The sequence below is a fragment of the Roseateles subflavus genome, assembly GCF_030285365.1.
In the GTDB taxonomy this organism is placed as follows: Bacteria; Pseudomonadota; Gammaproteobacteria; order Burkholderiales; family Burkholderiaceae_C; genus Roseateles_B; species Roseateles_B subflavus.
The window spans coordinates 21,761-35,548 of the sequence record NZ_JASVDS010000002.1 but is presented as its reverse complement, the minus strand read 5'-3'; the positions used below and the strand labels follow the sequence as shown (position 1 = coordinate 35,548).

The window sequence follows — 13,788 nt, the reverse complement described above, 5'->3', positions numbered from 1 at the left end:
CTCCCGCGGGAGGCCTTTTTCATGCTTTCAAAGGGTCACACGCCCCACGCTCATCGTCGTTAGAATCGCCGCAAACAATGGGCAGCCACAGGCCCTGGGAGGTGTCATGCGTCAGATTCAACACATCCACATCCGGTGCTGGCAGGCCGTTCCGGCCTGCGCTGCCCTGTCGTTGCTGCTGGCCGGCTGCGGGGGGGGCGGGGGTGGCGAGAGCCAGGCCTCCATGACCCTCCAGAGCAGTACACCCAACCAGGGCGCGACTGGCGTCGCGACGGACAAGGGCACGGCGACCGTCTCGGTGCGGATCCATGGCTTCTCCGAGCCGCGAGGCGCCCTGGCCTTGCGCTGCGGTGCCGTCCAGTACGCCGGCACGGACACACCGGCATGGAGTGCCGCCCAGGAGCTGCTGGAGCTGCGCCTGAGCTATGACGGTCTGCCCGGCAGCGCCAGCTGCAGGCTCGAAGCTCAGGCCGAGGCCACGAACGCCACCGGGCCCAATGTCGTCAGCTGGTCCGTCCCCTTCACGACCGGCCCGGCGACGCCCCTGCACTATGGTCCGCTGCTGGTGGGAATCCTTGGCGACCGGGTCTTCGTGCTGGACTTCAAGGCCGGCACGGCTCTGCAGCGCCAGCCTGCGCCCACGACCGGCCCCACCCTGCGCCCGCCGCCGACGCCATTCCTGCTCGGCACCGCCCTCACGCCCACCGGCCGCATCCCCCTGGCCGCGATGGGTCACGGGGCAGGCGGCCCCTTCGCCGTGCTCTACCGCTTCAACCCCTTGAGCCTGCAACAGTCGGTGCCCAGCGACGCCGACCCGATGCCGGTCAACCATGAGTTCTCCGGCAGCTTCAGCTACGGCAGCGCCTGGCAGGTCGACAAGGGCGGTGTCGGCCCGGCGCCGACACCCTCCGCCAGGTTCTGGAGCGCGGATGGCGCGGGGGGCTGGTTCTATGTCGAGGACGGCTCGCCGGACACGCTGCGCCGTCGCACCGCCGCAGGCTCGAGCACCGTCGTGCACCAGCAGACGGGCGAGAACTTCGGCTCCTTGCGGGTCTTCTCGAACTGAGGCTCAAGGCGCCAATGCCTTTGGGGCTTCGTGGCCCGGCACTCGGCATCCAAATGTCAAAGCAGTGCGCTGTGCGCCCTGCGGGCACCCGTTCATCCCCCTTTCGTCCACAAAAGCATCAGGCAGCACTTGTCCAGGGAGCCATCATGAGACAAAGACATCAGACGTCCGCCCCCCTTCGCGGTGCCCTCCGTGCCGGCGCCGCCGCGCTCGTCAGCCTCATGACGGCCTGCGGTGGCGGCGGCGGTGGTGGGGACGCCGCATCGATGACCGTCCAAGGCAGCAGCCTCGGCCAGGGCGCGTCCGGGCTCAATCCTGACAGCGGCACCTTGACCGTGACGCTGCGAATCCATGGGTTCCAAGACCCTCGAGGCACCGTGGGCGCGTCCTGTGGCAACGTGGAGGCCGCGGGTCCGGCGGTGCCCGACTGGAACGCCGCGCAGGAGCGCCTCGTGTACACCGTCACCTACGACGGTCTGCCCAGCAATGCCAGCTGCAAGCTCTACGGCAAGGTCCAGGCCACTAACGCGACCGGCCCCAACACCGTGGAATGGTCGATCCCCTTCACGACCGGCGCCTCGACCCCGATGCACTACGGACCGCTGCTGGTCGGCCTCCTCGGTCGCCGCCCCTTCGTGCTGGACTTCCAGGCCGGCACCCCGATGCGGCGCGCAGCCCCGCAGTACCACGATCCCTCCGTCCAACGCCCGCCCCCCGAGCCGCTCTGGTTTGGCACGGCCCTGTCGACGTCCGGACGCATTCCGGTCGCGGCCATGGGCTCGAGTGTCGGGGGACCGCTGGGCTTTGGCTTCCTGTTCAACCCGCTGACCCTGCAATACGCCACCCCGAGCAGCTTCGATGCCCTTCCGGCAGGACATGAGGTCAGCTTCAACCCCATCGGCTTCGGCAATGGCTGGGATGTGAACAACGGCGGCGTCGGCCCTGCCCCGACGCCCACCTCCATCGCCTGGACGGCCGACGGCCAGGGCGGCTGGTTCTACGTCGAGGACGCGACAGCGGACACCCTGCGGCGGCGCAGCGCCGCGGGCGTGAGCACCGTCGTGCACCAGCAGCCGGGCGAGCGCTTCGGCTCGATGCGGGTGTTCAGCCGTTGACGCAGCGGCGGGTTCGCCCCCAGCGGACCCGCACGACTGCCAGCGGCCTTACCGCCGCTTCGAGCCACTGCCAAGCGCCGAATGCGGGGACGTCCGCCGGGCTGGCGCCCTCGGCCACTTCGGCGTACAAACGGTGCCGGGGGCATCTGCCCCTGCGTTCCCGGAGGTGCCGCATGCTGTGGTCGTCATCGCCCTCTCCTGAAGTCGCCGCGTGCCTGACGCCCGTCATGCCGCCCGAGGCGCACGAGCCGCCGGCGATGCCTGCCGCGCCCTCGCCGCTCGAGGCCGACGCCCTGCTGCTGATCGACGTGCGCTCCTATGGCGAGTTCATGGCCGGCCACGTGGCGGGCGCGCATTGCGTGCCGCTGTCGCGCCTCGCCGATGACATCGTGCATCTCGCGCCCGACCCCAGCCAGCCCATCGGCCTGTACTGCGCCAGCGGTCATCGGGCAGAGCAGGCGCTCGGGCTGCTGCAGCGTCTGGGCTACCGGGCCGTCTGCAATGCCGGCACGCCCGTGCTGCTCGCAAGACGGCTGGGCCGCGCGCTGGAATCGGGCCTCTGACACGCTGACCGGAGGTGACCATGATGCTTTGGGTCTCTCAGCTGCACTGGCCGGAACCCCTGCCGGATCTCCAGGTGGAGCCTCCGCCGCCGGACGACACCGATCGAGCGATGGCGCCGGACTGGCCCCGTGACGCCGTGCGCATCGACGTGCGCTCCTATGGCGAATTCATGGCCGGCCACCTGCCGGGCGCCCACAGCCTGCCGCTTCCACGGCTGATGGAGCTGATGCCCGCGCTCCAGCTGCGACCGGATACGCCGCTGCTGGTGTACTGCGCCACCGGGGCGCGTTCGGAGCTTGCCGCGGCCGCCCTGCGCCGCCAGGGCTGGCAGCAGGTCTACTATGGCGGCGGCGCGCTGGAATTGGCCGGCCGCCTGCACGAGCCGCTGCTGCGCGGCATGTGAACGCCCATGCTGGATCCCCGTGTCGACGCCTACATCGAGAAGGCCGCCCCGTTCGCCCACCCCCTGCTGCGCTTGTGGCGCGAGCTGGTGCATGCGCAATGTCCCGGTGTCGAGGAGACGATCAAGTGGGGCTTCCCGCATTTCATGTGGCAGGGCCGCATCCTGACCAGCATGGCCGCCTTCAAGGCCCATGCCAGCATCGGCTTCTGGCAAGGGGAGGCCGTGACCGGCGCCGCGGAGCGACGCGAAGGCATGGGTGAGCTCGGCAAGCTGACGGCCGTGTCCGACCTGCCGTCCACGACCGAGCTGAAGGCCATGCTCCGGCGTGCGCAGACCCTCATCGAGCAAGGCGCGAAGCCTGCGCGCGCGCCCCGGCCGGCACCCCGCCCCGTTCCCGACCTGCCTCCCGCCCTGGCGCAGGCGCTGGCGGCACGCCCTGCCGCGCAGGCCTTCTTCGAGGGCCTGCCACCCAGCCATCGGCGTGAGTACCTCGAGTGGATCGTCGAGGCCAAACGCGAGGAGACCCGGGACAAGCGCATCGCCCAGGCGGTCGAGTGGCTCGGCGAAGGCAAGCGGCGCAACTGGAAGTACGAGAACTGCTAATCCGCCATGTCCTGGCACCGTGTCGGTGCATTTTCCTTGATCCAGTTTGCCAAATCGCCATGCGGCGGGCACCGCGTGTCGCGCTGGCTCCACGCTCGCCGGGCGCCGCGCGTTTCGTGCACCGGACGGCACAGGACCTCGCTATCCTCGCGATGACGCAGGAGATGGCCGCTCAGGCCACGGAGCCCCGGGAGGGACTGCCAGGGAGTCTGTAACGATGGAATTCCTCAGAACCATGAGGATCGGCGCGCGCCTGGGCCTGGCCTTCGGCGCGATGTTGCTCCTGATGCTGACCTTGAGTGTCCTGGGCTGGCTCAACAGTCGCCGGATGCATGACCAGGCCCAGGAGCTGTACCTTCGCCGGGCCCTGCCCATGCAGCAGATCGGCGCCATCGACACGCTGATGCTGCGCAACCGCCTGCTCGTGATGGAGATGATGCGCGACCCGCAGCCGGGCCAGGTCGAGGCCCTCGACCAGCAGCTGAAGGCCAACGTCGCCCAGGTCACAGAGACCTGGAAGCGCTACGTGGAGGGTCCGATGGATGGCGAGGAGAAGGCCCTCGCCGACCGCTTCGCGCAGACGCGGAGCGCCTACGTCAAGCAAGGGCTGCTCGCCGCGCGTGATCTCCTCAAGCAGGGCGACAGCACCGGCGCCGAGCAGGTCTACCAGCAGAAGATCCAGCCGCTCGGCCGGGAGGCGAAGGCGTCTATCGACCAGCTCATTGCCACCCAGGTCCAGGGCGCGAAGCAGGCCTACGACGCGCTTGAAACGCTGCAGGTGCGCGTCCAGTGGTGGTCCGCCTCACTGTCCTCGGCGGCGGTACTGCTGACCGTGCTGGGCGCCCTTGCCTGCACCCGCTCCATCGTCCGGCCGCTGGCCCAGGCCGTGCAGCTGGCCCGCCAGGTGGCCGCCGGCGACCTGCGCGAGCAGGTGCCCAGCCAGGGACGCGATGAGGCTCATGAGCTGCTCGAGGCGCTGAACGCCATGGCCTCGAGTCTCTCGACCATGGTCCAGCGCGTGCGGGACAGCAGCGAAACCATCGCCACCGGCTCCTCGCAGATCGCCACGGGTTCCGCCGACCTCAGCCAGCGCACCGAGGAGCAGGCCAGCAATCTGCAGCAGACCGCTGCGTCCATGGAGCAGCTCTCCGGCACGGTGACCAGCAATGCCGAGACCGCCTCGGAAGCAGACCGGCTCGCCCGCGAGGCCTCCTCGGCGGCCGCCCTGGGCGGAGACGTGGTCACCCAGGTGGTGCGCAATATGCAGGGCATCGCCGATTCGTCGCGCCGCATCGCGGACATCATCTCGGTCATCGACGGCATTGCCTTCCAGACCAACATCCTCGCGCTGAACGCCGCGGTCGAGGCCGCCCGCGCCGGCGAGCAGGGACGCGGCTTCGCCGTGGTGGCCGGCGAGGTGCGCGCGCTGGCACAGCGCTCCGCGCAGGCCGCGCGCGAGATCAAGAGCCTGATCGGGCAGAGCGTCGAGCAGGTGGACCAGGGCAACCGCCTGGTCGAGCAGGCGGGTCAGTCCATGACTGGCATCGTGGCCCAGGTACAGCAGGTCAGCGCCCTGATCGGGGAGATCGCCTCGGCCAGCCAGGAGCAGTCCAAGGGCATCGCGCAGGTCGGGGCGGCCGTCACGCAGCTGGACCATGTCACGCAGCAGAACGCGGCGCTGGTCGAGGAGAGCACCGCGGCGGCCGAGAGCCTGCAGCACCAGGCCCAGCGCCTGGCGGAGCTGGTGAGCGAGTTCAAGACGGCCTGAGGCCGTGCACGCGGCGGCTGGCCGCGTTCAGGGCACGACGGCGAGGAACAGGAAGACCGCGAACAGCACCAGGTGCACCGCACCCTGCAGCACGGTGGCGCGCCCGCTGCCCAGTGTCAGGGCGCCCACCAGGATGCTCAGGACCAGCAGCACGATGCCGGTCGGCGGCAGGCCCAGCAGCAGCGGGTTGGGCAGGAACAGCGACAGCACGGCCACCGCCGGAATCGTCAGGCCGATGCTGGCAAGCCCGGAGCCGAGCGCCAGGTTGAGGCTGGTCTGAAGCCGGTTGCGCAGGGCGGCATGCACCGCCGCCAGCGTCTCGGGCAGCAGCACCAGCAGGGCCACCATCACCCCCACGAGGGACGCCGGCGCGCCCATCGACTGCACCAGCGCTTCCATCGGCGGTGCGAGGCGCTTGGCCAGGCCGACGACGCCCACCAGACAGACCATCAGCAGCGCCAGCGCCGCCCAGGCGACCGCGGCTGAGGGCGGCGTGGCGTGGGCAGGCTCGTCGCCTTCCTCCGTGGCGACGGGCAGGAAGTAGTCGCGGTGCCGCCAGGCCTGCACGAACACGAAGGCGCCGTACAGCACCAGGGACACCACGCCGGCGAACATCAGCTGCGGCCGCGCGAAGGTGGGGCCGGGCGAACTGGTGGTGAAGGTCGGCAGGACGAGCGTCAGCGTGGAGAGCGCCGCCAGCACGGCCAGCGTGGGGCTCGTGCCCTCGACGCGGAAGGCCAGGACGCGGTGCTTGAGCCCGCCCGCGAGGATGCACAGCCCCACCACGCCGTTGCAGACGATCATGATGGCCGAGAACACCGTGTCCCGCGCCAGCGTGCTCGCGCCGTCGCCGCCGGCCAGCATCAGGGACACGATCAGCGCCACCTCGATCACCGTCACGGCCACGGCCAGCACCAGTGAGCCGTACGGCTCTCCCACGCGATGCGCCACGACCTCCGCATGGTGCACCGCGGCCAGCACCGCGGCGCCCAGGCACAGGGCGATGGGCAGCAGCACCCAGCCCTCGGTCCCGGGCCAGGCCAGCGCCCCGAGGGCGGCGAGCGGGGCCAGCAGAGACCACAGGGGCAGGGCAAGGGGCAGTCGTGACAGGACGTGGCGCATGACGCGACCCTAGCACAGGGCATGCCGGTGGGCACCCGGGGGCGCGCCCAGGACGCCCGGCCGGCACGCCCGAGCCCTCCCCATGACCAAAGACACTGCGGGACTTCCTGCTGCCGAAAGTCCGCAGACCTCGCTAAGGTGCGCACTCCACCGGGGAGGACATGCACATGGGTTCTGGGACGAACGGGCGGGCCTGGCTGCGCCCGCTGCTGCTGGCGGGCCTGATCGGCGCGAGGTTCGCCGCCCCGGTGAACGCCCAGGTGCCGGTGCCCGAGGATCGACCCTATCCAGGCGTCATGCAGGTCAGCGTGGACGCCACGGACCTCGACCACCGTGTCTTCCAGGTCTGGCAGCGGCTGCCCGTCCGGCCGGGGCGCCTGACCCTGCTGCATCCGCGCTACCTGCCCGGTGCGCATGGCCCGTACGGGCAGGTGGACCGCCTCGCGGGCCTGCAGATCGACGGCGGGGGCCAGGTCTTGCCCTGGGTCCGCGACACTGTCGACCCCAGCGCCTTCCACGTCGAGGTTCCCGCGGGCGTCTCGCAGATCGAGATCCGCCACCAGTTCCTCAGCGCTGTCAGCCGCGACACCGGTCGCGTGGTGATGACCCGCGAGATGCTGAACCTGCAGTGGATCAGCCTGGTGCTCTACCCCGCCGGCTACCCGGTCGACCGCATCCAGGTCGAGCCCGAGGTGCGCCTGCCGGCCGGCTGGCAGCAGGCCAGTGCGCTGCGGGCGCGGGCGGCAAGTGCGGTGGGGGCGGCCGGCGGGCCGGTGCGCTTCGAGCCCGTCAGCCTGGAGACGCTCATGGACTCGCCCCTCTTCGCCGGACAGCACCTGCGCCGCGTCGAGCTGGACCCGCCCGGCCGCGAGCGGCCCGTCGCGCTGCACATCCTGGCGGACTCGCCCGAGGAGCTGCAGGCCAGCGAGGCGCAGATCGAGGCCCACCGCCAGCTCGTGCGGCAGGCCGACCAGCTCTTTGCCTCGCGCCACTTCGCGCACTACGACTTCCTCCTTGCCATCTCCGACCGGATGGGCGGCATCGGCCTGGAGCATCACCAGAGCAGCGAGAACGGCGTGCGTCCGGGCTACTTCAGGGACTGGTCCAAGCGCCCCGGGGCGCGCAGCCTGCTGCCGCACGAGTACACGCACTCGTGGAACGGCAAGTTCCGCCGCCCGGCCGACCTCTGGACGCCCAACTACAACGTGCCGATGCAGGACAGCCTGCTGTGGCTCTACGAAGGCCAGACCGACTACTGGGGCCGCGTGCTGGCCGTGCGGGCCGGGCTGGTCAGCCCGGATCAGATGCGCGACTCGCTGGCCGAGACCGTGGCCCAGCTCAGCCATCGCGCCGGCCGCGTCTGGCGCAATCTGCAGGACACCACGAACGAGGGCGCCATGGCCCGCTCGCGCAGCGAAGCCGAATGGAGCAACTGGCAGCGCGGGGCTGACTACTATGCCGAGTCGAGCCTCATCTGGCTCGATGCCGACACGCTCATCCGGGAGAAGAGCGGCGGGCAGCGCAGCCTGGACGATTTCGCGCGGCGCTTCTTCGGCATTCAGGATGGCCGCGTGCAGCCGCTGACCTACCGTTTCGAGGACATCGTGTCCACGCTGAACGACGTCCAGCCCCACGATTGGACCCGCTTCCTGCGCGAGCGCCTGGACGGCCACGGGCCTGGCGCCCCGCTGGACGGCCTCGCCCGCGCCGGCTGGCAGCTGGCCTGGGCCGAGACGCCCAGCGACGTCCAGCGCCACCAGGCCGAGGACAGCGAGGTGAAGACCGATGACTTCAGCTACTCGCTGGGCCTGCAGCTCAAGCGCGACGGCCGGGTGGGGCGCGTGCTGTGGGACAGCCCGGCCTTCCGTGCCGGCATGAGCCACGCCCTGAGCGTGGTGGCCGTCAACGGCACAGCCTACAAGGCAGAGCGCCTGGCCGCGGCGATCACGGCCAACAAGACCGGCCAGGCGCCGCTGGACCTGCTGGTGCGCGAGGGGGACCAGTACCGCCACGTCCGCCTCGACTACCGCGGCGGCCTGCGCTACCCGCGCCTGCAGCGCGTGGACGGCAGCCCCGAGCGCCTCGACGCGGGCATTCTGCAGGCGCGGTGACCTTCGCCAGGGGCCACGGCGCGGCGCCAATAATGGGGGCCTCGCAAGCCCTGCTGGAGAAGGAATCCCCATGTCCGCGCCGTCCGCCCTGTCCCGCCCGCTGCTCGCTGCAGCCCTCGTGTCCATGAGTCTGTTCGCCGGGGGAGCCAGCCACGCCCGGCCGGACACCATCGGCGAGGTGGACACCGTCTTCAAGCTGATCGGCCCGGATCACAAGATCGTGGTGGACGCCCATGACGACCCGCGCGTGGAAGGCGTGACCTGCTATGTCTCGCGGGCCAAGACCGGCGGCATCAAGGGCGCCCTCGGGCTGGCCGAGGACAAGAGCGAGGCCTCCATCGCCTGCCGCCAGACCGGCCCCATCCGCTTCGCCAAGCCGTTGCCGCAGCAGGAAGAGGTCTTCAATGAGCGCATCTCGCTCGTCTTCAAGCGCCTGCGCATCGTGCGCATGGTCGATGCGCAGCGCAACACGCTGGTCTACCTGACCTACTCGGACCGCCTCATCGAGGGCTCGCCCCAGAACAGCGTCACGGCCGTGCCCGTGGACCGCGCCACGCCGATTCCGCTCAAGTAGGCAGGCGCCCCGGGCCCATCACCAGCGGCCCAGATGCACGCACACGGGCCGCGGCACGGCCACGTGCAGCCCCGTGGCGGCGAGGCCCATGCCAGGCTCGACGCGCAGCACGGCGAGGTGGTCGCTGCGCTCGTTGCACACGTACAGGAAGCGCCCTGCGGGGTCCAGCGCCGCGCTGCGCGGGTAGGAGCCCCGAGTCCAGAAGTGGTCCTGCAGGCGCGGCAGGCCGTCGTCGTCGAGCGCGAGCAGGCTCACGGCGTCGAAGAGACGGTTCAGGGCGTACAGGTGCCGGCCGTCCGGCGCCACAAGCAGGTCGGACGCATAGCTCGTCCCCGCGAATCCTGGCGGCAGCACGCTGATCTCGTCCAGCAGTCGCAGCCGGCCCTCCTCGGCGTCGAACGCCAGGGTCGCGAGCGTCGAGGACTCCTCGCACAGCACATGCACCCGATCCGCCCGGCGCGGCGAGAAGAGAAAGTGCCGCGGCCCGGCGCCCGGCGTCAGAGCCAGTCCCTCCCGTGCCTGCAACTGCAGCGGCCCGGTGCGACGCCAGACCTGGATCCGGTCCAGGCCCAGATCCGTGGCGAGCACATGCCGGCCGTCGGGGCTCGGGCAGACCATGTGCAGATGCGCCGCCTCATGCCCGCTGCGGGCGCGACTGCCCGGCGGCGCGTTCTGCGCCTGCGGAGGGCCGGGCCGCCAGCGTCCCGCCGGATCGCTGGGCCAGTGCGTGCCCTCGCCGGTGAGCAGCCCCTGGGCGTCCAGGGCCTGCATCGTCAGGGCCGCGGCCTCGTAGTGCGCGATCAGCAGCGCTTCGGCTCCCGTGCCCGTGGCCCGTGCGAGGTGCACGGCGCCGCCCGCGCCACTGCCCTGGCGCTGCAGGCACGGTGAACCGGCCCGGCCCGGCCGGTACACCGCCACCATGCCCTCCCGCAGCTCATGGGCCGCATAGAGCAGCCCGCGCGGCGCGTCGGCCAGCAGCCAGCTGGCGCAGGGCAATGCCTCGGCCGGCGCCAGGGGCCGCAGGGCGCCGGCAGACTCGTCCTGGCCCAAGCGCCAGAGCTGGGAAAAGGCAGGATCGGCGCTGCCCACATGGGCAATCACCGACGGGAATTCGTCGGGCATGGCGGAACGCGGTGGATCGTCAGCGGGACGCATCAGGCCCGGTGCAGGCCGGCGTCTTCGCGTTCGATTGGTATTCGATTGGGCTGCGCCATTGTGAACCGAACCCGCAACCCAGTGCCCCTAGTACTTGGGGGAGCGTGCGCCCAATCGTGGCCGCCAGGCGTACAAGCCCGGCTGATGCGGGCCGCGATGGGCGGATGCCGCACCAGCAAGGAGTGATCCCATGAAACACAAGCCAATGCGCGCCGCAGCCCTGCTGTCCGCGCTGGTGCTGGGTGTCGCCGGGGCTGCGCAGGCGGCCCTGGTCGGCAGCACCAGCCTGACGAGCTTCAACACCGCGAGCGCGGGTCTCGGCAGCCAGACGGTCGTGGACTTCGAGTCCGCGCCGCCGGGCGGCTTCCTCATCGGCGGCAGCACGGCCGTCGGCCAGCCGCCCAGCCTGCGCAACCAGCCGACGCTGTGGAATCCGTCCGGCACGCATTTCCTGGGTGTCAACGACGCCGGCAACTTCGACCAGTTCAGCTCCGGCGACACGCTGACGTTCACGTTCAGCAGCGCGCTGCGGGCCTTCGGGCTGTATGTCGTGGCCGGCCGTGACGTGATCGAGGGTGACCTGAGCCTGTCGATCGGCAGCACGCTGCTCAGCAACGGCCCGCAGAGCGGCGCCCTGACCGACGGCCAGGGCAGCTATGCCTACTTCATGGGCTTCGTGGCGGGCACGGCGGCCGACGCCTTCACCACGATCACGCTGAAGACCAACGGCGACTTCTTCTTCGTGTTCGACGTCGACGACCTGCGCTTCACACCCGCCGGCCCGCGTCCCAGCGATCCCTCGAACGGCGTGCCGGAGCCCCAGGCGCTGGCACTCGTGCTGCTGGCCGCCGCCGCAGCTGCCACGGCCCGCCGCCGCCGCAAGGCCGGTGACCGCTGACGCCTTCGCATCCCTCAAGACCTGACCCCCAATTCCATCCAGGAGCAAGATCCATGAACACCATCCGCATCCGCACCGCCCTGCTGGGCGCCGTCGCCGCCCTGGGCCTGGCCCAGCAGGCCCAGGCCCAGGCCGAGCCCTTCATCGGCCAGGTCATGTGCGCCGGCTTCAACTTCGCGCCGCGCGGCTGGGCCGCGATGAACGGCCAGCTGCTGCCCATCGCCACCAACACCGCCCTCTTCTCGCTGCTGGGCACGACCTATGGCGGCGACGGCCGCGTGACCTTCGGCCTGCCCGACATGCGCGGCCGCGTGATGATCCACACCGGCATGGGCCCGGGCCTCACCTTCCGCAATCTGGGCGAGCAGGGCGGCACCGAGAACCAGACCCTGAGCGCCTCGCAGATGCCTCCGCACAGCCACAGCGTGGCCCCCGCCGCCAGCAGCGATGACGCCAACAGCATCTCGCCGACCGGCAAGGCCCCGGCCACCAAGGCCCGCACCTCGCTGTATGCCGATGCCACCCCGGGCAACACCATGGCGCCGACGATGAGCAGCGTGGCCGGCGGCGGCCAGCCCTTCAACAACATGCAGCCCTTCGTCACGATGAATTGCTTCATCGCCACCGAAGGCATCTTCCCCTCGCGCCCGTAAGCCGCACACCGGCGGGACCGGCACGCCAGGCCAGCCTTCGGGCTGGCCTTTTTCATGGGAGAACGGATACGCATTCCACGCCACAATGCCCGCAAGGAGTGCCCATGAAGAAAGCCAGCGCCGCCCCCGCCCGTTCCAACGCCCTCGCCCCGGCCGCCGGCCCCTTCACCGCGCCCGTCCGCTTCGAGGACGCCGAGGCCGCGTGGGCGCAGGTCCGCCTCATCTACGAGCAAGGCGTGCAGCACCTGCGCAGCGCCCTGCAGCGCTTCCTGCAGGGCGAGGACGTCGGCCGCGTGCGGGCCTGCTACCCCTTTGTGCGGCTGCGCAGCGAACGCCTGACCCGGGGCGACTCGCGCCTGGCCTACGGCTTCGTCGCCGGCCCCGGCGTCTACGAGACCACGCTGACCCGCCCTGACCTCTTCGCCCGCTACTACCGCGAGCAGTTCGCGCTGCTGCTTCGCAACCATGGCACCGCGCTGGAGATCGGCACCAGCAGCGCGCCCATTCCGCTGCACTTCGCGCTGAGCGAGCACGATCACCTGGAGGGCGAGCTCCCGCCCGCGCGACGCCTGCTGCTGCGCGAGTGCTTCGACCTGCCCGACCTCGCCGCGATGGACGACGGCATCGCCAACGGCACGCACGAGCCGGCGCCGGGCGAGCCCGAGCCGCTGTCGCTGTTCACGGCGCCCCGCGTGGACTACTCGCTGCACCGCCTGCGCCACTACACCGGCTGCTCGCCCGAGCACTTCCAGAACTTCGTCCTTTTCACCAACTACCAGTTCTACATCGACGAATTCGTGCGCCTCGGCCGCTCGCTGATGCAGGCCGCGCCGGACCCCGCCGCGCCGCACGCGCTGGACGACTGCATCGGCTTCGTCGAGCCCGGCAACGTCTGGACGGCCCGCGTGGGCTGCGAGGCCGAGTTCGCCGCGCTCACGCCGGGCCAGCAGCCGCCCCGCCTGCCGCAGATGCCGGCCTACCACCTCCTGCGGCGCGACGCGGGCGGCATCACCATGGTCAACATCGGCGTGGGGCCGGCGAATGCCAAGACGATGAGCGACCACATCGCCGTGCTGCGCCCGCACTGCTGGCTGATGCTGGGCCACTGCGCGGGGCTGCGCAACAGCCAGCAGCTCGGCGACTACGTCCTCGCCCACGGCTACGTGCGCGAGGACCACGTGCTGGACGAGGAGCTGCCGCTGTGGGTGCCCATCCCGCCGCTGGCCGAGGTGCAGGTCGCGCTGGAAAAGGCGGTGGCCGAGGTCACGCAGCTCTCGGGCTTCGAGCTCAAGCGCATCCTGCGCACCGGCACGGTCGCCTCCACCGACAACCGCAACTGGGAGCTGCTGCCCAGCCATCACCAGGGCGGCCCCGAACGGCGCTTCAGCCAGAGCCGCGCCATCGCGCTGGACATGGAAAGCGCCACCCTCGCCGCCAACGGCTTCCGCTTCCGCGTGCCCTACGGCACCTTGCTGTGCGTGTCGGACAAGCCGCTGCACGGCGAGATCAAGCTGCCCGGCATGGCCAATCAGTTCTACCGGGAACGCGTGGACCAGCACCTGCGCATCGGCCTGCGAGCCATCGAACTGCTGCGCGCCGGCCCCATGGGCCAGCTGCACAGCCGCAAGCTGCGCAGCTTCGCCGAGGTGGCGTTCCAGTAGGCAGTGTCGCGTGGCGGTGCACGAGCGGCCGCGCCACGTGACATTTGGGTGCAGGCAGCCCCACAATGGGGGACATCCCTAAGCAAGACGCGACC

13 protein-coding genes are annotated in these 13,788 nt (G+C 70.8%); 11 read left to right on the top strand and 2 right to left on the bottom strand.

Annotation, left to right across the window (positions count from 1 at the left end):
* The first annotated feature begins 106 nt into the window (after window positions 1–106).
* The 6 genes from QRD43_RS05960 (at window position 107) to QRD43_RS05935 (ending at window position 5,519) form a co-directional block, all read left to right on the top strand.
* Window positions 107–1,066 (top strand): hypothetical protein, encoded by a 960-nt coding sequence (locus QRD43_RS05960; protein WP_285981579.1) that lies wholly within the window; start codon window positions 107–109, stop codon window positions 1,064–1,066.
* 146 nt (window positions 1,067–1,212) lie between these two features.
* A complete protein-coding gene (locus tag QRD43_RS05955; RefSeq protein WP_285981578.1) occupies window positions 1,213–2,181 on the top strand; it encodes a hypothetical protein in 969 nt (322 codons plus the stop codon).
* Window positions 2,182–2,354: 173 nt separating this feature from the next.
* The gene (locus QRD43_RS05950; protein ID WP_285981577.1) at window positions 2,355–2,744 is read left to right on the top strand and encodes a rhodanese-like domain-containing protein; all 390 of its coding nucleotides are present in this window, start codon (window positions 2,355–2,357) and stop codon (window positions 2,742–2,744) included.
* A gap of 20 nt (window positions 2,745–2,764) precedes the next feature.
* Window positions 2,765–3,148 (top strand): rhodanese-like domain-containing protein, encoded by a 384-nt coding sequence (locus QRD43_RS05945; RefSeq protein ID WP_285981576.1) that lies wholly within the window; start codon window positions 2,765–2,767, stop codon window positions 3,146–3,148.
* A gap of 6 nt (window positions 3,149–3,154) precedes the next feature.
* Window positions 3,155–3,751: a YdeI/OmpD-associated family protein gene (locus QRD43_RS05940; RefSeq protein WP_285981575.1), complete on the top strand. Its 597-nt coding sequence runs from the start codon at window positions 3,155–3,157 to the stop codon at window positions 3,749–3,751.
* 217 nt (window positions 3,752–3,968) lie between these two features.
* The gene (locus tag QRD43_RS05935) at window positions 3,969–5,519 is read left to right on the top strand and encodes a methyl-accepting chemotaxis protein (RefSeq protein ID WP_285981574.1); all 1,551 of its coding nucleotides are present in this window, start codon (window positions 3,969–3,971) and stop codon (window positions 5,517–5,519) included.
* A gap of 27 nt (window positions 5,520–5,546) precedes the next feature.
* On the opposite strand, the gene QRD43_RS05930 is transcribed toward QRD43_RS05935, so the two are convergent.
* Window positions 5,547–6,641, bottom strand: coding sequence for a calcium:cation antiporter (locus tag QRD43_RS05930; protein ID WP_285981573.1), 1,095 nt, complete (start codon window positions 6,639–6,641; stop codon window positions 5,547–5,549).
* 167 nt (window positions 6,642–6,808) lie between these two features.
* On the opposite strand from QRD43_RS05930, the gene QRD43_RS05925 reads away from it, so the two are divergent.
* Window positions 6,809–8,752 carry a M61 family metallopeptidase gene (locus tag QRD43_RS05925; RefSeq protein WP_285981572.1) on the top strand — a complete coding sequence of 648 codons (1,944 nt, stop codon included), beginning with the start codon at window positions 6,809–6,811 and terminating at the stop codon, window positions 8,750–8,752.
* Window positions 8,753–8,822: 70 nt separating this feature from the next.
* The gene (locus tag QRD43_RS05920; protein ID WP_434063831.1) at window positions 8,823–9,326 is read left to right on the top strand and encodes a CreA family protein; all 504 of its coding nucleotides are present in this window, start codon (window positions 8,823–8,825) and stop codon (window positions 9,324–9,326) included.
* 18 nt (window positions 9,327–9,344) lie between these two features.
* On the opposite strand, the gene QRD43_RS05915 is transcribed toward QRD43_RS05920, so the two are convergent.
* Window positions 9,345–10,448: a lactonase family protein gene (locus QRD43_RS05915; protein WP_285981571.1), complete on the bottom strand. Its 1,104-nt coding sequence runs from the start codon at window positions 10,446–10,448 to the stop codon at window positions 9,345–9,347.
* Between the two features lie 223 nt (window positions 10,449–10,671).
* Between QRD43_RS05915 and QRD43_RS05910 the strand changes: the two genes are divergently transcribed.
* The 3 genes from QRD43_RS05910 to QRD43_RS05900 all read left to right on the top strand — a co-directional run bounded on the left by QRD43_RS05910 (window position 10,672) and on the right by QRD43_RS05900 (window position 13,693).
* Complete coding sequence (locus tag QRD43_RS05910; protein WP_285981570.1) at window positions 10,672–11,379, top strand: PEP-CTERM sorting domain-containing protein; 708 nt, start codon at window positions 10,672–10,674, stop codon at window positions 11,377–11,379.
* Between the two features lie 53 nt (window positions 11,380–11,432).
* Window positions 11,433–12,032 (top strand): phage tail protein, encoded by a 600-nt coding sequence (locus QRD43_RS05905; RefSeq protein ID WP_285981569.1) that lies wholly within the window; start codon window positions 11,433–11,435, stop codon window positions 12,030–12,032.
* Between the two features lie 104 nt (window positions 12,033–12,136).
* On the top strand, window positions 12,137–13,693 hold the full coding sequence (locus QRD43_RS05900) for an AMP nucleosidase (RefSeq protein ID WP_285981568.1): 1,557 nt from the start codon (window positions 12,137–12,139) through the stop codon (window positions 13,691–13,693).
* The last annotated feature ends 95 nt before the right edge of the window (window positions 13,694–13,788 follow it).

Coding starts and splice junctions, on each gene's coding strand:
- QRD43_RS05960 (WP_285981579.1), top strand. CDS start 107: ATGCGTCAGATTCAACACATCCACATCCGGTGCTGGCAGGCCGTTCCG.
- QRD43_RS05955 (WP_285981578.1), top strand. CDS start 1,213: ATGAGACAAAGACATCAGACGTCCGCCCCCCTTCGCGGTGCCCTCCGT.
- QRD43_RS05950 (WP_285981577.1), top strand. CDS start 2,355: ATGCTGTGGTCGTCATCGCCCTCTCCTGAAGTCGCCGCGTGCCTGACG.
- QRD43_RS05945 (WP_285981576.1), top strand. CDS start 2,765: ATGATGCTTTGGGTCTCTCAGCTGCACTGGCCGGAACCCCTGCCGGAT.
- QRD43_RS05940 (WP_285981575.1), top strand. CDS start 3,155: ATGCTGGATCCCCGTGTCGACGCCTACATCGAGAAGGCCGCCCCGTTC.
- QRD43_RS05935 (WP_285981574.1), top strand. CDS start 3,969: ATGGAATTCCTCAGAACCATGAGGATCGGCGCGCGCCTGGGCCTGGCC.
- QRD43_RS05930 (WP_285981573.1), bottom strand. CDS start 6,641: ATGCGCCACGTCCTGTCACGACTGCCCCTTGCCCTGCCCCTGTGGTCT.
- QRD43_RS05925 (WP_285981572.1), top strand. CDS start 6,809: ATGGGTTCTGGGACGAACGGGCGGGCCTGGCTGCGCCCGCTGCTGCTG.
- QRD43_RS05920 (WP_434063831.1), top strand. CDS start 8,823: ATGTCCGCGCCGTCCGCCCTGTCCCGCCCGCTGCTCGCTGCAGCCCTC.
- QRD43_RS05915 (WP_285981571.1), bottom strand. CDS start 10,448: ATGCCCGACGAATTCCCGTCGGTGATTGCCCATGTGGGCAGCGCCGAT.
- QRD43_RS05910 (WP_285981570.1), top strand. CDS start 10,672: ATGAAACACAAGCCAATGCGCGCCGCAGCCCTGCTGTCCGCGCTGGTG.
- QRD43_RS05905 (WP_285981569.1), top strand. CDS start 11,433: ATGAACACCATCCGCATCCGCACCGCCCTGCTGGGCGCCGTCGCCGCC.
- QRD43_RS05900 (WP_285981568.1), top strand. CDS start 12,137: ATGAAGAAAGCCAGCGCCGCCCCCGCCCGTTCCAACGCCCTCGCCCCG.